19 protein-coding genes are annotated in these 20,372 nt (G+C 63.4%); 11 read left to right on the top strand and 8 right to left on the bottom strand.

Features of this window, described 5'->3' with window-relative positions; genetic code table 11:
• Positions 1–26: 26 nt before the first annotated feature.
• The gene (gene tkt / locus LD110_RS01675; RefSeq protein WP_225496413.1) at positions 27–2,144 is read right to left on the bottom strand and encodes a transketolase; all 2,118 of its coding nucleotides are present in this window, start codon (positions 2,142–2,144) and stop codon (positions 27–29) included.
• A gap of 496 nt (positions 2,145–2,640) precedes the next feature.
• On the opposite strand from tkt, the gene LD110_RS01670 reads away from it, so the two are divergent.
• Positions 2,641–3,600, top strand: coding sequence for a heme o synthase (locus tag LD110_RS01670; RefSeq protein WP_225495897.1), 960 nt, complete (start codon positions 2,641–2,643; stop codon positions 3,598–3,600).
• A 101-nt stretch (positions 3,601–3,701) separates the two neighbouring features.
• On the opposite strand, the gene LD110_RS01665 is transcribed toward LD110_RS01670, so the two are convergent.
• Genes LD110_RS01665 through LD110_RS01655 form a run of 3 tightly spaced genes read right to left on the bottom strand, consistent with a single transcriptional unit; the run spans position 3,702 to position 6,449 of the window.
• Positions 3,702–4,673: a heme A synthase gene (locus tag LD110_RS01665; RefSeq protein WP_225495896.1), complete on the bottom strand. Its 972-nt coding sequence runs from the start codon at positions 4,671–4,673 to the stop codon at positions 3,702–3,704.
• 22 nt (positions 4,674–4,695) lie between these two features.
• The gene (locus LD110_RS01660; RefSeq protein WP_225495895.1) at positions 4,696–5,487 is read right to left on the bottom strand and encodes an ABC transporter permease; all 792 of its coding nucleotides are present in this window, start codon (positions 5,485–5,487) and stop codon (positions 4,696–4,698) included.
• A complete protein-coding gene (locus LD110_RS01655; protein WP_225495894.1) occupies positions 5,484–6,449 on the bottom strand; it encodes an ABC transporter ATP-binding protein in 966 nt (321 codons plus the stop codon). Before LD110_RS01655 ends, LD110_RS01660 begins: the two co-directional genes overlap by 4 nt.
• Before the next feature lie 220 nt (positions 6,450–6,669).
• On the opposite strand from LD110_RS01655, the gene LD110_RS01650 reads away from it, so the two are divergent.
• The 7 genes from LD110_RS01650 (at position 6,670) to LD110_RS01620 (ending at position 12,840) form a co-directional block, all read left to right on the top strand.
• On the top strand, positions 6,670–7,491 hold the full coding sequence (locus LD110_RS01650; protein WP_374200293.1) for a helix-turn-helix transcriptional regulator: 822 nt from the start codon (positions 6,670–6,672) through the stop codon (positions 7,489–7,491).
• Positions 7,491–8,966, top strand: coding sequence for a Fe-S cluster assembly protein SufB (gene sufB / locus LD110_RS01645; protein WP_225495893.1), 1,476 nt, complete (start codon positions 7,491–7,493; stop codon positions 8,964–8,966). Before LD110_RS01650 ends, sufB begins: the two co-directional genes overlap by 1 nt.
• Positions 8,966–10,207, top strand: coding sequence for a Fe-S cluster assembly protein SufD (gene sufD / locus LD110_RS01640; protein WP_225495892.1), 1,242 nt, complete (start codon positions 8,966–8,968; stop codon positions 10,205–10,207). Before sufB ends, sufD begins: the two co-directional genes overlap by 1 nt.
• A gap of 21 nt (positions 10,208–10,228) precedes the next feature.
• Positions 10,229–10,582, top strand: coding sequence for a non-heme iron oxygenase ferredoxin subunit (locus LD110_RS01635; RefSeq protein ID WP_225495890.1), 354 nt, complete (start codon positions 10,229–10,231; stop codon positions 10,580–10,582).
• Positions 10,583–10,626: 44 nt separating this feature from the next.
• Complete coding sequence (gene sufC, locus LD110_RS01630; protein ID WP_225495888.1) at positions 10,627–11,412, top strand: Fe-S cluster assembly ATPase SufC; 786 nt, start codon at positions 10,627–10,629, stop codon at positions 11,410–11,412.
• Between the two features lie 13 nt (positions 11,413–11,425).
• Positions 11,426–11,758: a metal-sulfur cluster assembly factor gene (locus tag LD110_RS01625; protein ID WP_225495886.1), complete on the top strand. Its 333-nt coding sequence runs from the start codon at positions 11,426–11,428 to the stop codon at positions 11,756–11,758.
• 164 nt (positions 11,759–11,922) lie between these two features.
• Positions 11,923–12,840 (top strand): DUF1905 domain-containing protein, encoded by a 918-nt coding sequence (locus LD110_RS01620; RefSeq protein WP_225495884.1) that lies wholly within the window; start codon positions 11,923–11,925, stop codon positions 12,838–12,840.
• A 27-nt stretch (positions 12,841–12,867) separates the two neighbouring features.
• Here LD110_RS01620 and LD110_RS01615 read toward each other — a convergent pair whose 3' ends face one another.
• The gene (locus tag LD110_RS01615; RefSeq protein WP_225495882.1) at positions 12,868–13,761 is read right to left on the bottom strand and encodes a neutral zinc metallopeptidase; all 894 of its coding nucleotides are present in this window, start codon (positions 13,759–13,761) and stop codon (positions 12,868–12,870) included.
• 61 nt (positions 13,762–13,822) lie between these two features.
• On the opposite strand from LD110_RS01615, the gene LD110_RS01610 reads away from it, so the two are divergent.
• Entirely contained in the window at positions 13,823–15,256 is a 1,434-nt protein-coding gene (locus LD110_RS01610; protein ID WP_225495880.1) for a class I adenylate-forming enzyme family protein, read from the top strand.
• Between the two features lie 16 nt (positions 15,257–15,272).
• Positions 15,273–16,505 carry a thiolase family protein gene (locus LD110_RS01605; RefSeq protein WP_225495878.1) on the top strand — a complete coding sequence of 411 codons (1,233 nt, stop codon included), beginning with the start codon at positions 15,273–15,275 and terminating at the stop codon, positions 16,503–16,505.
• Between the two features lie 35 nt (positions 16,506–16,540).
• Here the strand turns inward: LD110_RS01605 and LD110_RS01600 are convergent, their stop codons facing one another.
• Genes LD110_RS01600 through LD110_RS01590 form a run of 3 tightly spaced genes read right to left on the bottom strand, consistent with a single transcriptional unit; the run spans position 16,541 to position 18,507 of the window.
• Positions 16,541–17,167, bottom strand: coding sequence for an energy-coupling factor transporter transmembrane protein EcfT (locus LD110_RS01600; protein ID WP_225495876.1), 627 nt, complete (start codon positions 17,165–17,167; stop codon positions 16,541–16,543).
• Complete coding sequence (locus tag LD110_RS01595; protein WP_225495874.1) at positions 17,164–17,886, bottom strand: energy-coupling factor ABC transporter ATP-binding protein; 723 nt, start codon at positions 17,884–17,886, stop codon at positions 17,164–17,166. Before LD110_RS01595 ends, LD110_RS01600 begins: the two co-directional genes overlap by 4 nt.
• A gap of 6 nt (positions 17,887–17,892) precedes the next feature.
• Positions 17,893–18,507: a biotin transporter BioY gene (locus LD110_RS01590; protein WP_225495872.1), complete on the bottom strand. Its 615-nt coding sequence runs from the start codon at positions 18,505–18,507 to the stop codon at positions 17,893–17,895.
• Between the two features lie 262 nt (positions 18,508–18,769).
• Here LD110_RS01590 and LD110_RS01585 point away from each other — a divergent pair, with 262 nt between their 5' ends.
• Positions 18,770–20,368: an ABC-F family ATP-binding cassette domain-containing protein gene (locus LD110_RS01585; protein ID WP_225495870.1), complete on the top strand. Its 1,599-nt coding sequence runs from the start codon at positions 18,770–18,772 to the stop codon at positions 20,366–20,368.
• Positions 20,369–20,372 lie beyond the last annotated feature (4 nt).

Here is a 20,372-nt window from a genome sequence, read left to right as displayed (position 1 = left end):
GTTTATCTCCTAGTTTCGGATGGAGGTCAGGCCTGCAGGCCTGCGAGGGAGTCTTTTGCGGCTTCGGTGACGGCTTCGGTGGTGATGCCGAATTCAGCGAAGAGGCGCTTGTAGTCGGCGGAAGCGCCGTAGTGCTCGAGGCTGATGGAGCGGCCGGCGTCGCCGACGAATTCGGCCCAGCCCAGGGCGAGGCCCGCTTCGACGGACACGCGAGCCTTAACCGCTGCGGGGAGGACCGATTCGCGGTAGGCAGCGTCCTGCTTCTTGAACCATTCCACGCAGGGCATGGAGACCACGCGGGTGGGGATTCCTTCGGCCTGCAGGGCTTCGCGGGCCTGAACGGCCAGCTGGACCTCGGAACCGGTGCCGATCAGGATGACCTGGGCCGGGACGGAGGCGCCGTCCTTGGAGGCTTCTGCGAGGATGTAGCCGCCCTTGGCGACGCCGGCGGTGGAGCCGAAGGTGTCGCCGTCGGCGTCGCCGTCACCGCGCGCCCAGGTGGGGATGTTCTGGCGGGTCAGCACGATGCCGGCGGGGTTTTCGTGGTTTTCCAGCATGGTCTTCCACGCGGCGGCGACCTCGTTCGCGTCGCCGGGCCGCACGACGTCGAGCCCCGGGATGGCGCGCAACGTGGCGAGCTGTTCCACGGGCTGGTGGGTCGGTCCGTCTTCGCCCAGGCCGATGGAGTCGTGCGTCCATACGTAGAGGGACGGGACACCCATCAGGGCGCCGAGGCGGATCGCGGGACGCTGGTAGTCGGAGAAGATCAGGAAGGTGCCGGAGAACGCACGGGTGCGTCCGTGCAGTGAAATGCCATTCACGATCGAAGCTGCGGCGTGTTCGCGGATGCCGAAGTGCAGCACCCGGCCGTATGGGTTGCCGGTCCACGCGTCGGTGGAACGGGAGGCCGGAATGAACGACGGCGAGCCCTCAATGGTGGTGTTGTTGGACTCGGCCAAGTCGGCCGAACCGCCCCACAGCTCCGGCAGGACCGGGCCGATAGCGTTCAGGACCTTGCCGGAAGCGGCGCGGGTGGAGACGTCCTTGCCCGCTTCGAACACCGGCAGCGCGGCGTCAAGCTCCACGGGAAGCTTCTTGGCCTCAACACGCTCCAGCAGCGCGGCGGCTTCGGGGTTGGCGGACTGCCAGGCCTCGAATGCGGTCTGCCATTCGGCGCGGGCAGCGGCGCCGCGGTCCACGATCTGGCGGGTGTGGGCGAGGACCTCGTCCTCCACCTGGAAGGTCTTGTGCGGGTCGAACCCGAGCACGTCCTTCAGTGCGGCGACTTCCTCTGAGCCCAGGGCCGAGCCGTGGATCTTGCCTGTGTTCTGCTTCTTCGGCGCCGGGTAACCGATGATGGTGCGCAGCGAAATGATGGAGGGCTTGGACGTTTCGGCCTTCGCGGCCAGCAGTGCGCTGTAAAGCTCCTGGACGTCCTCTTTGTATTCGCCGGTCTTGGTCCAGTCCACGCGCTGGGTGTGCCAGCCGTAGGACTCGTAGCGCTTCAGCACGTCCTCGGTGAAGGCGATGTCGGTGTCGTCCTCGATGGAGATGTGGTTCTCGTCGTACAGGACCACAAGGTTGCCCAGCTCCTGGTGACCGGCCAGCGAGGACGCCTCGGACGTGACACCTTCCTGCAGGTCGCCGTCGGACGCGATCACCCAGATGGTGTGGTCGAACGGCGACTCGCCGGCGGGAGCATCGGCGTCGAACAGGCCGCGCTGGCGGCGCTGCGAGTAAGCGAAACCAACCGAGGAAGCCAGGCCCTGGCCCAGCGGGCCGGTGGTGATCTCCACGCCCGCGGTGTGCTTGTATTCCGGGTGCCCCGGGGTCAGCGAACCCCAGGTCCGAAGGGCCTGCAGATCCTTCAGCTCCAGCCCGTACCCATTCAGGAAGAGCTGGATGTACAGGGTCAGCGAGGTGTGGCCGGGGGAGAGGATAAAGCGGTCACGACCAATCCAGTCCGGATTCTTCGGGTCATGGCGCATCAGCTTCTGGAAGAGCAGGTAAGCGGCCGGAGCAAGGCTCATCGCCGTACCCGGGTGCCCGTTGCCCACCTTTTCAACGGCGTCAGCCGCAAGGACACGCACGGTGTCAACGGCACGCTGGTCCAGGCTTGTCCATGACAGTTCTTGCTCTTCCAAATGTGGCACGAAAACCGGGCCCCTCTCTGTGCTGACGGCAGTCTTCAAGGACACGTCGGAGCAAGGGCACAAGATGGCGCCCGCTGCGAAATGTCCACCAGCCGTTCACCATTGAAACGTTGATCTCAATCCAGCAGCGCACGCATGAGAACGCGGTTTCCCACGAGCTGACAGTTGGCCGTCGAATGCAGTGCTGTTGCGTGCTGATCTTCAGACAGCTTAGCCCGATTCCACGTGCTGGTCAGCGGGAATCTCAATAAATGGACGGAATTTCCGTTTTATGAATCACCGCAGCGTCGGCAGTGCGTGAAGACGAGGAAACACAATCGGAACATTGGGCCGCTCGAGGCAAGGAGTTCTTGGGGCGGTGTGGGTTCGGAGGGCTCGGACGCCTCACGGTATGATAATCGGAGTCCAGCAGCGGTGCGGGCCCTCCATGCCTGCCTCCGGCACGCTCCGGGAGCGCCGCCGCGGAGAACACCACTGACAGAACAGAGTGACTGCCGCCGTGAGCACATCAGATACTGCCCTCAACAGTTCCCCGACGCAAGGGAAGGGCGGACTTGCCCGCAAGTTCAAGGCGTATCTGGCACTCACCAAACCCCGTGTCATCGAACTGTTGCTCGTGAGCACGCTTCCCACCATGATCTTCGCGCAGCGCGGCTTCCCGTCGCTGGGACTCATGCTTGCCACGCTTGTTGGTGGTGCCTTCGCAGCGGGAAGCGCCGGTGTCTTCAATTGTTACATCGACCGCGATATCGACCGGCTCATGCACCGCACGGAGAACCGGCCACTCGTCACCGGTGAAGTGTCCCCCCGGGAGGCGCTGGTCTTCGCGTGGATCCTCGGGGCGGCCGCAATAGCCATCTTGTGGTTTGGCGCCAACCCGCTCTCGGCCTGGCTGGGCCTGGGGGCCATCCTGTTCTACGTCGTGATATACACGATGATCCTCAAGCGCCGGACCGCACAGAACATCGTGTGGGGCGGAGCGGCTGGATGTTTCCCCGTGCTGATCGCCTGGTCCGCAGTAACCAACACGGTCGAGTGGCCCGCCGTTGTGCTGTTTATGGTGATCTTCCTGTGGACGCCCCCGCACTACTGGCCGCTGTCCATGCGTTATGGCGAGGACTACCGCAACGCGAAGGTGCCAATGCTGGGTGCCATCGCCGGCGCCAAGGTGGTATCAGTCCAGGTTGTGCTCTACGCCTGGGCTATGGTGGCCTGCTCGCTCCTGATGGTGCCCGTCGGACGGGCCGGGTGGGTGTACACCATCGCGGCAGTCCTGGCTGGAGCCTGGTTCCTCTACGAATCCCACGCCCTCTACATCAAGGCGCAGAGGGGCGATGTCTCCAACAAGGGCGCCATGAAGGTCTTCCACGGATCCATTAGCTACCTGACGCTCCTGTTCATTGCCCTCGCCGTGGACCCATTTGTTGGTTTCCCGCTGGTCGGCTGAACTGAGTAGCATTCTCAGCCCCAAGCAATACAGGAAAAGGGCGGCCCCGCCATCTGGGGGGCCGCCTTTTCCTGTATTAAGAATTCGCAGGCTTGGAAGCGCTAGCTTTGACCATGCTGGCCATGTCCGTGCTCAATCGGACTGTACCGCGCAAGGTCAGCCGCGTTGGTGGATGCGGCCATCAACAGGGCTGCGCCCAGCATGTGGGCCCCCACCAGAAGGGCTGGAATACCGTTGTAGTACTGAGTGAACCCTATCGCGGCCTGCAGAATGGTGACCCCCAGCATGAGGAAAGTTGCAGTGCGGAAAGGTCCGGTGATTCGCTTGCGTACCACGGTGTACACCGCCACAAGTGTTCCGGCCGTTACGAGGTACGCCGGCACGGCGTGGATGTGCGAGAAAAGGTCCCAGTCCAGTCCGTTCCGCGGAGCATCGGCGTCACCGGCATGGGGGCCGGCCCCTGTCACTACAACGCCCAGCATGACCGCTATGCCAGAAAATACAGCCACGGCGCGCATTACCGGGCTCAGGGCACCCGGAACCGGAGAAAGGACCCGATTCATGAACTTACCGGTTCGGCCATAGGCCCGGTTCACCATCAAGGTAGCAAGGACCACCAGGGCCATGGAGACCAGGAAATGAAGGCCCACCACCCACGGGTTCAGTTGCGTTAGCACCGTGATACCGCCAATGACCGCCTGTGCAGGGATGCTGGCGAGCAAGCCGAGTGCAAGCAGGAACAGGTCGCGGCGTTCCTTGCGGAGGTTCCACAGGTAGACCAGCATGGCCGCGGCCACGGCGGCGAGGACAAAGGTTAGGAGCCTGTTCCCGAACTCGATGAACCCGTGGATTCCCATTTCCGGCGTATTGACCAGGGAATCGCCGGTGCAACGCGGCCAAGTTGGGCACCCCAGGCCGGACGCAGTCAGACGCACGGCCCCGCCGGTGACTACCAGGACAGTCTGGCCGATCAGCGAAAGCACGGCCAGCCTCCGAATGGTGGTATTCACCTCCGTCGGCAGCGCGGCCACCAGTCGGCGCAGTGGTTTGGGAAGTCGGGAAACCGTGCTCACTTAACCTTCGATTCCTTAGGGGTTAGTTCCACTTAAACCAGCGGACAGCCGCCGCTCCGGCTGCAATCGTCCACGCGAGGAGGACGACGACGGCGGGCCAGCCGGTACTTCCGTGCAGGAACGAGTCCCGCATCGCCTGGCCAAGGGCCCCGGAGGGAAGGACGTGGACTACCGTGTTGGCCACAACTGGAAGACGCTCGGCCGGGACCACGATTCCGCCCAAGGCCCCCAAAAGGATCCACAGCAGGTTGGTGATCGCGAGCGTGGCTTCAGGCCGGACCGTCCCAGCCACCAAGAGCCCAAGGGCGGTAAAGGCCGCGGCTCCAAGCGCGAGCATTGCCAGGCCCGGCAGCCATCCCAGCGGGTTCGGCCTCCACCCAAGAAATGCCGCCACCGTTCCCACCACGGCCACCTGAAGGGCCAAAACGGCGAGCACGGCAAGCACCTTCCCGGCGATAAGGCCAGCACGGCCCAACGGCGTGGTCGAGAGGAAGCGCAGGACACCGTATCTCCGGTCGAAGCCCGTCGCAATGCCCTGGCCCGTGAAGGCCGTGGACATGGCGCACAGTGCCAAGATGCCCGGTACTGCAATGTCCACCCGTGAGTCGCCCAGGCCATCAAGGAGGGGTGTGACAGTCAGGCCAACCAATGCGAGGAGTGGCAGGATCACGGCAAGGATGAGTTGTTCGCCGTTGCGGATCATGGCAGAGGCTTCGTACCGCCCCTGGAGCAGGATGCGGCGGCCGAGCGGTGATGCTCCGTCTTCCCTGGGGGCGCCAGGGGACGGACGGTTGGCGACTGGTGCCGAACTCATCGGAGGTTCCTTCCGGAAATATCGAGGAAAACATCCTCCAGGCTCCGCGCTTCAAGTCGCATGGAGGCGGGCATAATGCCTTGGGCAGCCCACCATGAGGTGAGGCTGGCGAGATCGTGTGCAGTCAGCAGGCCTGTGATCTCATAACTACCGGCACGTGCCTCGGTCACCGTGAGTCCGGGTGAAAGCACAGAAGCCAGGTTCAGCCCGGGTGGACCATCGAAGTGCAGGGTGCGCTGCCTCGTGTCATCGCCGGCGTGCGGCTCGTGGCGGAGCAGGTCTGCGACCGTTCCCTCTGCCACGTTGCGCCCGGCGTCGATGATGTAGACGTAGTCGGCCAGCCGCTGCGCGTCGTCCATGAGGTGCGTAGTCAGGATGATGCCCATTCCAGACGTCCGCAACTCGGCGATGAGATCGAACACGATCTGGCGGGATTGCGGGTCCAGGCCTGCACTTGGTTCATCGAGGAACAACACCTCAGGGTTGCCGACCAGCGCTGCGGCCAGCGCCAGGCGCTGCTTTTGCCCGCCCGAAAGCCTGCGCACAGTGGTCCGGCTGAATGAAGCGATGCCAAGCCGGTCCACCAGGGCGTCCAGTGGGGCCGGGTTGCGGTACATGCCGGCGATGTGGCGAAGGAGCGGGAGCGGACGGGCCGACGGCGGGAGCCCGCCGTCCTGGAGCATCACGCCTACCCGGGCGCGCAGTCCGGCGTCAGCAGTGTCCGGATCTTCGCCCAAGAGCGAAATCGTCCCGTCCGTACGCTTTTGCAGGCCTTGTGCGCATTCAAGCGTGGTTGTTTTTCCCGCACCATTGGCACCCAGCAGCGCCGTGATCTGCCCCTGTTCAGCTACTAGGGAGAGGTCACTGACGACACGCAGCATCTTGCCGTCCAGGCGGGCCAAAGGGCCGACATCCTTGACCAGGCCGTCTATTGTTAAAACGGGTGAAACAGGGGAGCGCACCAAAATATTCTACGGGAAGTAGTAGCGCCCCAGTCCTGCCGTTCGGAAGCCCACCGGCACCTCGGCACGTAGACGGATTCGCCGGTGTTCGAGTCGGTCCTCGCGCACGCCCGGCAGGAGGAAGCCCCAACTGGTGGCCGAAACCCCGGGCCGGGCTTTGGTCAGCCTTGCCTTACTGGATGGGTGGATTAGATTACGACATGATTGTGTTGTGTATTCCGTGAGTAATGCAGTGTCTGCGCGACCGGAGCGGTCTGGCGCGGCGATTCAGCCTGCGGCGGCTCCTCCCGCCCTGCCGGACGCCGAGGACCGCACGCGTGACCGAGTGCTCAGCGCAGTTCTCGAACATGGCCCGGTGAGCGCCGCCGAACTCGGCGACATGCTGGGCTTCACGCCGGCCGCAGTCCGACGGCATCTGGACCACTTGTCCCGCGCAGGAGTCATTGAAGTCAAGCGCGTGGCAAAGGCAGGAGCCGGCGCCGGCCGGCCCGCGCGCCGTTACGTCCTGACGTCCCAGGGTCAGTCCAAATTGGGCGACGACTATCTGAACATCGCAAGCTCAGCACTGCGGAAGCTCCGGGAAATGGCCGGAGACGACGCGATCCGGCAGTTCGCCGTCGAGCGTTTTTCTGACATGGAACGCCGCTATGCGCCCGAAGTCGATAAGGCGGGCAGCGACATCACCGCCCGGGCCATGGCGCTTTCCCAGGCCCTGACCCGCGACGGCTACGTTTCCTCAACGGCCTCCATCGAGGCAAAAGCTCCACTTCCGGCCGCATTGTCAAGCGTCCAGCTGTGCCAGGGCCACTGTCCCGTGCAGCAGCTCGCCGCCGAGTTTCCAGTCTTTTGCGATACGGAAACCGAGGTATTTTCGCGACTTGTCGGCGTCGACGTCCGCCGCCTCTCCACCTTGGCACGGGGCGGCCACGTCTGCACCACCCACATACCCACGGGCCGTCCAGCGGCACGCGAGCCTGAAGGCTCGCGGCTGCTGCCCACCGGCCCGGCACAGGAATCGAACAACCAGCAAGAAAGGCCGTAATGACGGGTCAATTAGCTGAAGGAACAGCAGAGAAGGCGGCTGCCGACGGCACCGTGATCTCGGAGATTCTCGAGAAGAACCCCGAGCTCCACGGCATCGGCAACTACGAATACGGTTGGGCCGACAAGAACGATGTCGGTGCCAACGCACGCCGTGGTCTCGATGAAGAGGTGGTCCGCGACATTTCGGCGAAGAAGAACGAGCCGGAATGGATGCTTGACCTCCGCATCAAGGGCCTGAAGTACTTCGACCGGAAGCCCATGCCCACCTGGGGTGCGGACCTGTCCGGGATCGACTTCGACAACATCAAGTACTTCGTGCGCTCCACCGAGAAGCAGGCTGCCACGTGGGAAGACCTCCCCGAGGACATCCGCAACACTTATGAGAAGCTGGGCATCCCGGAGGCCGAGCGCAACCGCCTCGTGGCCGGCGTCGCTGCCCAGTACGAATCCGAGGTGGTGTACCACCAGATCCGCGAGGACCTGGAAAAGCAGGGCGTCATCTTCCTCGACACTGACACCGCACTCAAGGAGCACCCGGAGTTCTTCCAGGAGTACTTCGGCACCGTGATCCCGGTGGGCGACAACAAGTTCGCCTCACTCAACACGGCCGTGTGGTCCGGTGGATCGTTCGTTTATGTGCCGAAGGGTGTGCACGTCGAAATTCCGCTCCAGGCATACTTCCGCATCAACACGGAGAACATGGGGCAGTTCGAACGCACGCTGATCATCGCTGACGAGGACTCCTACGTCCACTACATCGAAGGCTGCACGGCGCCGATCTACACCTCGGACTCGCTGCACTCCGCTGTCGTCGAGATCATCGTCAAGAAGGGCGCCCGCGTCCGCTACACCACCATCCAGAACTGGTCCAACAACGTGTACAACCTGGTGACCAAGCGCGCTGTCTGCGAAGCGGGCGGCACCATGGAATGGATCGACGGCAACATCGGTTCCAAGGTCACCATGAAGTACCCGGCCGTATACCTTGTCGGCGAGCACGCCAAGGGCGAAACCTTGTCCATCGCGTTCGCGGGCGAGGGCCAGCACCAGGACACCGGCTCCAAGATGGTGCATATCGCTCCGAACACCAAGAGCTCCATCATTTCCAAGTCCGTTGCCCGCGGCGGCGGCCGGGCCGCGTACCGCGGCTTGGTGCAGGTCCGCGAAGGCGCCAAGCATTCGGCCAACACCGTGCGCTGCGACGCCCTGCTTGTGGACACCATTTCCCGTTCGGACACCTATCCTTACATCGACATCCGTGAGGACGACGTCCAGCTCGGACACGAGGCGACTGTGTCGCGCGTCAGCGAAGAACAGCTGTTCTACCTGATGTCCCGCGGCCTGCCCGAGGACGAGGCCATGGCAATGATCGTGCGCGGCTTCATCGAGCCCATCGCCCGCGAGTTGCCCATGGAATACGCCCTTGAACTCAACCGCCTCATCGAACTCCAGATGGAAGGATCCGTCGGTTAATGACTGCCGAAGTAACTACTGAAAAGGCACGTATCGGCGCCCCGTCGATCGCCGGTTTCACCGAGGAGGGCGAACAGCTCGTCGCCGCCAAGGTTGACCGCCACCACAGCCACGGCGTTCAGGTCATGTCTTCCCGCGCGGAACGCCTGACCAGCCACGACGTCGCCGACTTTGCGATCCCCAACGGACGCGAAGAGGAATGGCGCTTCACCCCTGTTCGGGAAATCGCCAACCTGCTGTCCGACACCGCTACCGATGGTGACGTGCTGTCGCTGAGCGTGGAGGCCCCGGACGGCTTCGTCAAGCCCGCTCTCCGCGCAGGCGAAGCTCCGCGCGGCGCCACCCTGGTCCCCGCCGACCGCGCCGCCGTCGTTGCTTCCGCCAACACCGAGGAAGCGCTCCACGTGCAGATTCCCGCCGAGGCCGAGCTCCAGGAACCGGTCCGCGTTCTCGTGAAGGGCAACGGCGCTGGCCGCCGCTCCAACTCGCATTACGTCATCGAAGCCGGCGAAAACAGCCGTGCCGTGGTCATCTTGGAGCACGAGGGTGCCGCCGACCACAACGGCAACGTTGAGGTCTTCGTTCGTGAAGGTGCCCAGCTGACCGTGGTCTCCGTCCAACTCTGGGAAGACGACGCCAAGCACCTGGCCCAGCACGATGCGGAAGTTGCCAAGGACGCCGTCTACAAGCACATTGCCGTCTCCCTGGGCGGCAAGATCGTCCGCCTGAACTCGAACGTCCGTTTCTCCGGGGAAGGCGCCGAAGCTGAACTGCTTGGCCTCTACTTCGCCGATGCCGGGCAGCACTTGGAGCACCGCTCCTTCGTGGACCACAACGTGGCCAACTGCAAGTCCAACGTGCTCTACAAGGGCGCGCTGCAGGGCAAGGGTGCGCACACGGTGTGGGTTGGCGATGTTCTTATCCAGAAGCAGGCTGAGGGCACCGACTCCTATGAGAAGAACCAGAACCTGGTGCTCACCGACGGTTGCCGTGCCGACTCCGTGCCGAACCTGGAAATCGAAACCGGACTGATCGAAGGTGCGGGCCACGCCAGCGCAACCGGCCGCTTCGACGACGAGCACCTGTTCTACCTGATGGCGCGCGGCATACCGGAAGACGTCGCCCGCCGCTTGGTGGTCCGTGGCTTCTTGAACGAGATCATCCAGCAGATCAAAGTACCGGCGCTCGAGGCGCGCCTGACCGAGGCTGTGGAGCGGGAACTCACGGCCGGCAACAACTGACACCTGGCAGGAAGAGGACATATGAGCAAGCCCAAGGGCGAACTGGTGTGCAACGCCAACGACATTCAGGTCAAGCAGGCGCTGCGGATCCTTATCGATGACTACCCCGTGGCTGTCGTAAAGGACTCGATGGGAGAAATTCATGCCATCGGTGACACCTGCTCGCACGCGGACATCTCCCTGTCCGAAGGGGAGATTGAAGGCTGCACCATCGAATGCTGGGGCCACGGTTCCCAGTTCGACCTTCGCAGCGGGCAACCGCTCCAGCTTCCCGCCTATGATCCCGTGCCTGTCTTCGCTGTCGAACTTGACGGCGAGGACGTGTACGTGGATGTCACCAATGTTGTGAACGGCGCAGCGGTCCAAAACTCCTGAGCGCCCGCATTAGAGACTTACGAACGAAAAAGAGAAAGAAGAGCATGTCAACTCTTGAGATCAAGGACCTGCACGTCAGCATCGAGACGGAGCAGGGCACCAAGGAGATCCTGAAGGGCGTCAGCCTGACCATTCGCACCGGGGAAACCCACGCAATCATGGGTCCTAACGGCTCTGGCAAGTCCACTCTGGCTTCCACAATCGCCGGCCACCCGCGCTACACCGTCACCAGCGGTTCCATCACCCTCGACGGCGAAAACGTGCTGGAGATGAGCGTGGATGAGCGAGCCCGCGCAGGCGTCTTCCTTGCGATGCAGTACCCGGTTGAGGTCCCCGGTGTGACCATGACCAACTTCCTGCGCACCGCCAAGACCGCCATCGACGGCGAAGCCCCTGCCCTGCGCACCTGGACCAAGGAAGTCAAGGCTGCCATGGACCAGTTGCGCATCGACGCCGACTTTGCCCAGCGCAACGTCAACGAAGGCTTCTCCGGCGGCGAGAAGAAGCGCGTCGAAATCCTCCAGCTTGAGCTCTTCAAGCCGAAGTTCGCCGTGCTGGACGAGACCGACTCCGGCCTGGATGTCGACGCCCTCAAGGTTGTTTCGGAGGGCGTCAACCGTGCGCACGCTACGGGCAACATGGGCACCATGCTCATCACCCACTACACACGTATCCTGCGCTACATCAAGCCCGACTTTGTGCACGTCTTTGTCGACGGCAAGATCGTGGAAGAAGGCGGTCCTGAACTGGCTGACCGCCTCGAAGAAGAAGGCTACGACCGCTACGTGGTAGGCGCAGGCCAGGCCGTTGCTCCGGCAAGCCACGCCTAGTTAGGATCCCCTTATGACCGAAATCAATGCGGCCCGCACAAGCCTCGAGGACGTCGAGGAAGCGCTTAAGGACGTCATCGACCCCGAACTTGGGGTCAACGTCGTAGACCTCGGCCTGCTTTACGGTCTGAAGTACTCCGACGACGACGGCGCGCTGCTCATCGACATGACGCTCACCACGGCGGCATGCCCGCTAACGGATGTCCTCGAAGAGCAGGTTGGCAAAGCCCTGGACGGCATGGTTGACGATTGGCGTCTGAACTGGGTATGGATGCCGCCATGGGGTCCAGAGCGGATCACCGAAGACGGTCGTGACCAGATGAGGGCCCTCGGCTTCAACATCTGAAGCTGCGTACCCGGGCGAGCTGATCGCAAACCAGCCACGACGGCGGGTCCACCGGAGCTAATCCGGCGGGCCCGCCGTCGATGTTTAACCGGCAGCGACGTTTAACCGGCAGCGACGCGAAACTCCCACCACGCCGGCGTGGTGAAAGGCGTGACAATTAACGCATGGTCCGCTTCAGCGCCGAGGTCCGTCGGCAGGGACAGAATCCGTATGTTGATGTTCCGACGGCAGTCAGCGAGGCGTTCCGGGGCTTTGCAGTGGCTGGCCGCATACGCGTAGCTGGCCAACTGGGAGAGCATGGCTTCAACGCGACACTCATGCCTGTCAAGAACGGCGGGCACATCATGCACCTGCCCGGCGGGCTGCGGAGCGCAGCCGCGGTGGAGATCGGTGACACTGTGGGCATCGACCTTCAGCCACTGAATGCGGGGGAGGTACAGGAGCCGGGGGACCTCACGGCAGCCCTTGGCAGCATTGCTGGCTCGGGGGAGCGTTGGCTGGCCTTGCCCTCAGCCGAAAGGCGCGAATTGATCCGGTACCTCGAAGACTCCCGATCAACCTCAACGCGCATGCGCAGGATCAAAGCCATCGTCCATCAGGTACTAGGGGGACAAGTTCCGGTCCCTGGCAGACGAATTGAACGGGACCTGTGGACCTGTCCTGACTGTGGGCGGCAGTTCGTCACCCGCAACATGTACCACTCGTGCGCAAGGCATTCGCTCGATGGGCCATTTTCCGGCAAACCGGCGGCAGTCAGTAATTTGTTCCAACGGGTTCGAACTGCGGTGGAATCCTTCGGTCCCGTGACGCTGGTTCCCTACCGTGACAAGGTTGCGTTTATGGTCCGTGTGCGTTTTGCCGGGGCGCGGCCAATGCAGCAATGGCTGGACGTGGAATTCTGGCTGACTCGAAGAATCGAATCGCCAAGGTTCCGGCGTGTCGAAACGCTGTCGCCGTATACACATCTCTACACAGTCCGGATTGTGAGCCCGAGTGAGGTTAACGACGAGTTAGTGGCTTGGCTCCACGAAGCCTACGCGGTTGGGCGGCAGGAACATCTGAGGTCGCCCAACGGTCACTAGGCCCCCAGTGCGGAGATGTTCCAGCGCTTAGGGCTGCGGCACCCCGAACGTGTCGCACTGATTGATGTCGCCCGTGGAGTAGCCCTGGTAGAACCATTTCTGCCTCTGGGCGCTGGAACCGTGCGTCCAGGATTCCGGACTAACGCGGCCGGTGGCCGCTTTCTGGATACGGTCGTCACCAACCGCGGAAGCGGCGGACAAAGCATCCGTAAGGTCCTTTTGCGTGATCGGATCCAGAAGCGCTTTCCCCGTCTGGGGATCTTTTTGGCTGGACGCATATTTAACCCAGAGTCCCGCGTAACAATCGGCCTGGAGTTCCGTCCGGACCGACCCTGATTGTGGTCCCTGTGGATCCTGCTGGGCGCGGTCCAAATAGCCCAAGAGATGCTGAACATGGTGGCCGAACTCGTGGGCCACCACATACTCCTGCGCCAATGGCCCGCCGGATGATCCAAACCGATCCACAAGGGCCTGGAAGAAGCCGGGGTCGAAGTACGCCGTGCTGTCCGCAGGGCAGTAGAACGGGCCAACCTGGGTAGTGGCCGGTCCGCAGCCAGTATTCGCTGCCTGGCTGAAGAGAACTGTTCTTGGCCGGGGGTAATTGACGCCGTAATCCTTGAGGTACGCAGGCCAGAAGGCGTTCAGGCTGTTCACCGTTCCGGTGATGCGGCAGTCGAGCCGCTTGTCGGCGTCGGCTCCCGTCCGGCACTCCTGGGTCCCGCCGCTTGCCGGCGCTGTGGCCTGAGGGGCCGGCCCGGTGAGCCCGCCGAGGATCTGCGGGCCGAATCCGAACAGGGTCAGCAACAGCACAATGATTCCCCCGCCGATGCCTCCGCCGATCATCGTTCCTCGTCCCATGCCGCCTCCGCGGCGGTCTTCCACCTGCGATGGGTCGAGCGGTGCATCATCGTTAAAGCTCATACTGCCCACAATAGACGTCACGGACTCCTCTGCCGGACGCGCTGGCCGGTAAAATCGAGCGGTGCCCTTCCTTGACAGACTTAACCGCTGGGCCGACGATCGCCCCGACGACGTTGCCGTCGTTGTGGGCGGGGACCGGATCAGCTGGGCCGGACTTCGCGATGCCGCAACGGAGCGGCTGGCGCAGGCCGGAACCACCACCATCCTGACTAACCACAACAGTACGGATTTCGCTATCGCCTTTTGTGCGGCAGTCGCCGGCGATCGGCGCTGTGCCGTTCTGGACCCGACGTGGCCGCAAACCATGATCGACGACGTCCAGCGGCGGATTGACTACAGCCCTCCGCGAGCCGCGCTTCCGGTTAGCCCACAGCTTGGGGAAGCGGACCCGCCACGGCAGGGCCTGGCCGACGGGAACCCGGAATCGGACTTCCTTATTGGCCTGACTTCCGGGACGACATCCGTTCCCAAGGCCTTCACCCGAACGCGTCGTTCCTGGCAAGTCTCATTTGAGGCGTCCATAGACTTTTTTGAACTCCAGGAGGGGGACCGCACTTTGGCGCCCGGCCCGTTGGCCGCAAGCCTCAACCTCTACGCCCTCTCCGAATGTCTGTACGCGGGCTCAGCGTTCCACACCCTGCCGGCGTTCGACGTCGGCGACGCGCACGCAGCGATAGCCCACGACGGGATCACCCGGCTTGTCCTTGTGCCCACGATGCTGCGCCTTCTTAGCGAACGCGGTCTGGCCGGGGGAGTGGATGCGTCAGGCCTGACGAGCATAGTGTGCGCCGGCTCCAAGCTTGATGCACGCACTTTGGAAGCCGCCCGGCGCTGGGCCCCGAATGCCGCGATCTACGAATATTACGGAGCCTCCGAGCTAAGTTTCGTTTCCGGGACAAGGCTGGCTGCAGGCGAACCGATGGACGCAGGAGGCACCGGGATTGGTGCGCCTTTCCCCGGCGTGGAACTGCGAATCCTGGACGATGAGGGCCGGCGACTGGCGGACGGCGAACACGGAAACATTTCTGTACGCAGCGGGATGATCAGCAACGGCTATCTTTGGGGTGATGACGGCCAGGCGATGCGTGACCTGGCCGGCTGGTACACAGTCGGCGACCAGGGCTATGTCCAGGATGGCATCCTCCATATCCTGGGGCGTCGGGCTGACATGATCATTACGGCGGGCAAGAACGTCTATCCCCATGAAGTGGAGCTTGCCCTCGCGTCGGTTCCCGGGGTTTCGGCGGCCGTTGCTGCGGGCCTGCCTGATGACATCCGGGGCCAGCGTGTTGTGGCCGGTGTCCTGCCGGTTTGTGGTGCGGTGTCTGCCACCCAGTTGCGTACAGGGCTCGATGGATTGCTGGCCAGGGACAAACGACCCTTGCAGTACTTCCAGCTGGCAGAGATGCCCGTCACGGACCGGGGAAAGGTCAGTCGCCGGGTGCTTCTGGACTGGATCGACGGGCGCGACCCCCGGGCAAAACCGTTGTCGTGAAGTGGATGCCGCCGTTATGAATGAATCCACCACTCCAGTAATCATCGCAGCGCTCCGCACACCGGTGTGCCGGGCCAACGGCAAGCTGCGCACCCTGCGAGCCGAGCACCTGCTGGCCCCAGTACTGCGGGGCCTGCTCGACTCCACAGGGGTCAGGCACGGCGACGTCAATGATGTAGTCATCGGCAACGCCGTGGGCGGAGGCGGGAACGTGGCCCGCTTCGCGGCCCTTGAGGCCGGGCTTCCGGTCAGCGTTCCTGGCATCACGGTGGATCGACAATGCGGTTCCGGGTTGGACGCGATTGCCTTGGCATCCCGGCTCGTGGCGGCCGGCGGGGATGGCATCTACCTTGCAGGCGGTGTAGAGAGCATCAGCACCGCGCCCCTTCGGGCCCACCGGGACGAGTCAGGCGAGCCGCTGTTCTATGACCGCGCCCGCTTTGTACCACCGGCATTCGACGACCCGGACATGGGAGTCGCCGCCGACACCGTGGCTGCGGAATACCGAGTATCGAGGCGGCGGCAGGACGAATTTGCCCTGCTCAGCCATCAACGTGCTTTGGAAGCCGCGGCCGCCGGCCGCTTCTCAGATGAAATCGTGCCTCTTCAGACGCCAGGCGGACCAGTGAAGTCCGACGACGGTCCCCGGCCGTCGCTGAACGCCTCCTTGATGGCGCGCTTTCCTCCCGCGTTCGTGCCGGATGGCTCCGTCACCGCCGGAAACTCTTGCTTCGACGCCGACGCGGCTGCCGCCGTCGTCATCACTTCGCTTGGGCGTGCCCGCAGCTTGGGTGCTGCCGAGGGACTGGTGGTTCTAGGAACCGAGACGACGGGAGTGGATCCGACCCTGCTGGGGATCGGGGCCGCTGAAGCGTCGCGGCGCCTCCTTGACCGCCATGGACTGGAGCCAGGAGCCTTGGACCTGGTTGAGTTCAACGAGGCATTCGCGTCCCAGACGCTCGCTTGCCTGGATGCCCTAGACCTGCGCCCTGAGCGGGTGAACCGGGATGGCGGCGCCCTGGCCCTGGGCCACGCCTATGGCGCTTCAGGGGCGGTACTTGTCACCCGCCTGCTGGCACAGGCCCGCCAGCGATCCTTGGAGAACGACGGCGACAGCGCCCTTAATATGGCATCCTCGCCAGGTGGGATGCGGTCTGAGGACATCGGGCAGCTGGCGATGGCAATGATCAGCATTGCGGGCGGAATGGGAACTTCTATGCTGTTTCGATACGCATCGCTGGACGCCTAGTTCCCAGGGAAGGGCCTCTTGGTCCAACAGTGTCGCTAGTCACCGTCCGGCTCGCCGAGCCCCCTGGCGGCGAGTGCTTCACCCGTTTGCCGGGCATACGCCACAGTGGTGATAAAGACCGGTAGAACACGCGCCCTTGGGTTGTGTTCCAGGCCCCTCGCACGTGCAGAATCACGGACGTCGGCGAAGGCCCCGGCAATAAAAGGGATGCTGCGGAGCATAACGGCAATCGTCAGTGCGAATCGCTCCGGGTCTGCTCCGAAACGTCGGAACGGCCGGGCGAGCGACGCAACCCCATCCAGGAGAACCTGAACCGGAGTAGATGCGGTCAGGACTGAAGCTGCCACGACGCAGACGAGCACGTTGAAAACGATCCGGGCAGCGACGGGGCCGCCAAGTTGCCACCATTGAAAGGCGCCGATGGCCGCCAGCACCGGAATTACGGGCCAAACGGCGGAAGCTAGCCTGCGGACACCGGCGCCCGTACACAGGAACAACAGGCAAAACACGCCGAGCGCGATCGCCGGGACCACCCAGTCCACTACAACAAAGGAAGCCACCCCGCAGACCGCCAGGACCACAAACTTTAGCCAGAGCGGAGTCCGGTGGATAAGTGAGCTGCCGGGCACATAGTTGGCCAGCAAAAAGCCATGGCCCCTCACGGCAGGGAAGCCTCGCACAGCGAGCGGTACCGTTCCACGCCCTCAGCCGGGTCGCCGTCGAACACAATCCGACCGGCATCCACTACCAGGACCCGCTCGGCATCAAGGGCGAGTTCCAGGTCGTGTGTAGAAAGAACAACCTGCTGCTCCAGTCCGGCCAGCGTACGGCGCAGCAGTTCCCGGTTCCGGAGGTCCAGCAGGGTGGAGGGTTCATCGAGGACCAGGATCCGTGGATTAACGGACAACACGGCGGCCAAGGCCATCAGCTGCCGCTCGCCTCCGGACAACTCGTAGATGCTCTGGTCGGCGAGGGGCAGGAGCCCAAATCGCTCGAGGGTCCGCTCTGCGGCAGCCCTGCGCTCGGCTCCGCTTCGGATCGAACGCCGCAGGGAGAGCTCAACGTCTTCCCGTCCCGTGGGCATCACCAGCTGTGAGAGCGGATCCGTGAAAACGAACCCCACCTGCGAACGCACTTTCCCGCCATCCCGGGCAGTGTCGTAACCGTTCACGGTGACCGTACCGGAAGTCGGCGCCACAAGCCCGTTCAACAGTCGCAAGAGAGTTGACTTCCCTGAACCATTTGCGCCAATTACTGCGATGCGCTGTTCCGTCAGTTCCAGGCTGATGTCCGCCAGGAGGGTCTTGTATTCGTGGCCGTGGTCGACGGGGACCGCTACAGAGGCCCCACGGAGGCTGACCGTGTTGGTGACAGCTTGCATGCTGGCCTAGCGCTGACGTCGGACCAGCAGGTCTGGAAAGGCGCGGTGGAGGGTAGCGGCCACAATGGCTGCCAGGACATTCTTCAGAATGTCACCAGGATAATAGGGGAGGTCTGCCACAAAAGCAGCACCGATGGTCAGCTTGCCGTTAACCATCATCCCGAGCACGCCCAAAGTGTGAACCAGGACGACACTGCTGGCCATGGCCGCGCAGAACAAGAGAGCCACGCGCCAGCGGACGGTGCGGCGAACAACGATGGCAGCCAGCCAACCAGCGGCAGCGGCTGCGAGCGGGAAGGCGAGGATGTAGCCGGCGGAAGGCGTGGCCAGGATGCCAAGTCCGCTACGTCCACCGCTGAAGATGGGCAGCCCAGCCAGGCCTAGGAGCACATAGAGTCCCACGGCTGCAAAGGCCCGGCCGGGGCCAAGGACCAAGCCAGTCAGCATTACGGCGAGCGTCTGCAGCGTGATCGGCACGCCAAGCCCGCCGACGGGGATAGCGGCCACAAGGGCTGAACCGGCAACCAAGGCGGCGAAGACTGCGATCAAGCCGAGATCGGTGGCGTTCCAACGCCTGCGTGCCGGAGTTCTCGGGGAAGTGGATGTCTCTGTATTGCTCATGACGTGTCCTGTTTGGTGGCGTGGTGGGGACGGAAGTCCCCGAAATGACGTTACTGCCGCTTGTCGCGGCCTATTTTATGGACAGTGAATATCGGCAGCCCCTGTTCTTTGTAGGAGACATACAGCTTTGGCGTCCGCTACCGGATTTCCGGTGTGGGAAGGCCTAGCCGGTAGACTTGGACAGGCCGTCTAACGGTCTTCCGCCCGTGTCAGCCCGGTTGTTCCGGTGCCGCTGGCCATCCCTCGAAAGGCACCCTCCGAAGTGATAACTGTCCAGGACCTCGAACTGCGCGCAGGCGCCCGTCTGCTCATGGACCAGGTCAATTTCCGGGTGGACAAAGGGGACAAAATCGGGCTGGTGGGCCGCAACGGTGCCGGAAAGACCACGTTGACGCGAGTGCTGGCCGGCGAAGGCCTTCCGGCTGCCGGCAAGGTGACGCGCAGCGGCGACATCGGCTATCTTCCCCAGGATCCGCGCACTCCGGACATGGAACAGTTGGCCAGGGACCGGATCCTCTCAGCTCGTGGGCTGGATGTGATTGTGGGCAAGCTGAAAAAAGCCCAGACAGACATGGCCAGCGACGACCCCGCTATCCATCAGAAAGCGATGCGCCGCTACGACCGGCTCGAAGCAGAGTTCCTGGCCGGCGGCGGATATGCCGCAGAGTCGGCAGCCGCGGCGATCTCCGCGAACCTTGCGCTTCCGGACCGCATCCTCAACCAACCCCTCAAGACCCTGTCCGGTGGGCAGCGGCGGCGTGTTGAACTGGCGCGAATCCTTTATTCCGATGCAGAGACGCTCCTCCTGGACGAACCCACCAACCACCTCGATGCGGACTCGATTTCCTGGCTCCGGGACTTCCTCAAGAATCACCAGGGCGGGCTCATCGTGATCTCCCACGATGTGGAACTGCTGGAGGCGACGGTTAATAAGGTGTACCACTTGGACGCCAACCGTTCGCAGATCGATTTCTACAACATGGGTTGGAAGCGCTATTTGTTGCAGCGGGAAACGGATGAGCGGGCCCGCCGCCGCGAGCGTGCCAACGCCGAAAAGAAGGCCCAGGTGCTTATGGACCAGGCCAATAAGATGCGCGCAAAGGCCACAAAGGCCGTCGCCGCGCAGAACATGGCCAAGCGTGCGGAACGGCTCCTCGGCGGACTTGAAGCAGTACGGGAACAAGATCGCGTGGCGGCGCTGCGTTTCCCGGAGCCTGCGCCGTGCGGCAAGACTCCGCTGACGGCCGAGGGCCTCAGCAAGTCCTACGGTTCACTGGAGATCTTTACGGACGTTGACTTGGCCATCGACCGTGGGTCCAAGGTGGTCATCCTGGGCCTTAACGGCGCTGGAAAGACCACTCTGCTGCGTATGCTTGCCGGAGTCGACCGGCCGGACACGGGGGAGATCGTTCCCGGGCATGGCCTGAAGGTCGGCTACTACGCACAGGAGCATGAGACGCTGGACCATGATCGCACGGTGCTGGAGAACATGCGTTCCGCTGCGCCGGACATGAAGGATTCAGAGGTGCGGGGCATCCTGGGCTCATTCCTCTTCTCCGGGGACGATGTCGACAAGCCTGCAGGTGTGCTGTCCGGCGGTGAGAAGACGCGACTGGCCCTCGCCACCATCGTTGCCTCAAGCGCGAACGTGCTTTTGCTGGACGAGCCGACCAACAACCTCGATCCCGCCAGCCGCGCAGAGATCCTCGGTGCCCTGCGCAACTACACTGGCGCCGTCGTGCTGGTCAGCCACGACGAAGGTGCCGTGGAAGCACTCAACCCCGAGCGTGTGGTCCTGCTGCCGGACGGCGTTGAGGACCTCTGGAGCGAGGACTACTTGGACCTCATTACCCTGGCCTAGCGAT

The sequence above is a fragment of the Arthrobacter sp. M4 genome, assembly GCF_020251205.1.
GTDB lineage: Bacteria > Actinomycetota > Actinomycetes > Actinomycetales > Micrococcaceae > Arthrobacter.
Note: the sequence above shows the minus strand (reverse complement) of the source record. Positions and strands in the feature narration are given on the sequence as shown.

Excerpts from the sequence above, each read along its gene's own strand:
- LD110_RS01660 (WP_225495895.1), bottom strand. The coding sequence starts at position 5,487 with ATGAGTTCGGCACCAGTCGCCAACCGTCCGTCCCCTGGCGCCCCCAGG.
- sufB (WP_225495893.1), top strand. The coding sequence starts at position 7,491 with ATGACGGGTCAATTAGCTGAAGGAACAGCAGAGAAGGCGGCTGCCGAC.
- sufD (WP_225495892.1), top strand. The coding sequence starts at position 8,966 with ATGACTGCCGAAGTAACTACTGAAAAGGCACGTATCGGCGCCCCGTCG.
- LD110_RS01635 (WP_225495890.1), top strand. The coding sequence starts at position 10,229 with ATGAGCAAGCCCAAGGGCGAACTGGTGTGCAACGCCAACGACATTCAG.
- sufC (WP_225495888.1), top strand. The coding sequence starts at position 10,627 with ATGTCAACTCTTGAGATCAAGGACCTGCACGTCAGCATCGAGACGGAG.
- LD110_RS01625 (WP_225495886.1), top strand. The coding sequence starts at position 11,426 with ATGACCGAAATCAATGCGGCCCGCACAAGCCTCGAGGACGTCGAGGAA.
- LD110_RS01620 (WP_225495884.1), top strand. The coding sequence starts at position 11,923 with ATGGTCCGCTTCAGCGCCGAGGTCCGTCGGCAGGGACAGAATCCGTAT.
- LD110_RS01615 (WP_225495882.1), bottom strand. The coding sequence starts at position 13,761 with ATGAGCTTTAACGATGATGCACCGCTCGACCCATCGCAGGTGGAAGAC.
- LD110_RS01605 (WP_225495878.1), top strand. The coding sequence starts at position 15,273 with ATGAATGAATCCACCACTCCAGTAATCATCGCAGCGCTCCGCACACCG.
- LD110_RS01595 (WP_225495874.1), bottom strand. The coding sequence starts at position 17,886 with ATGCAAGCTGTCACCAACACGGTCAGCCTCCGTGGGGCCTCTGTAGCG.
- LD110_RS01590 (WP_225495872.1), bottom strand. The coding sequence starts at position 18,507 with ATGAGCAATACAGAGACATCCACTTCCCCGAGAACTCCGGCACGCAGG.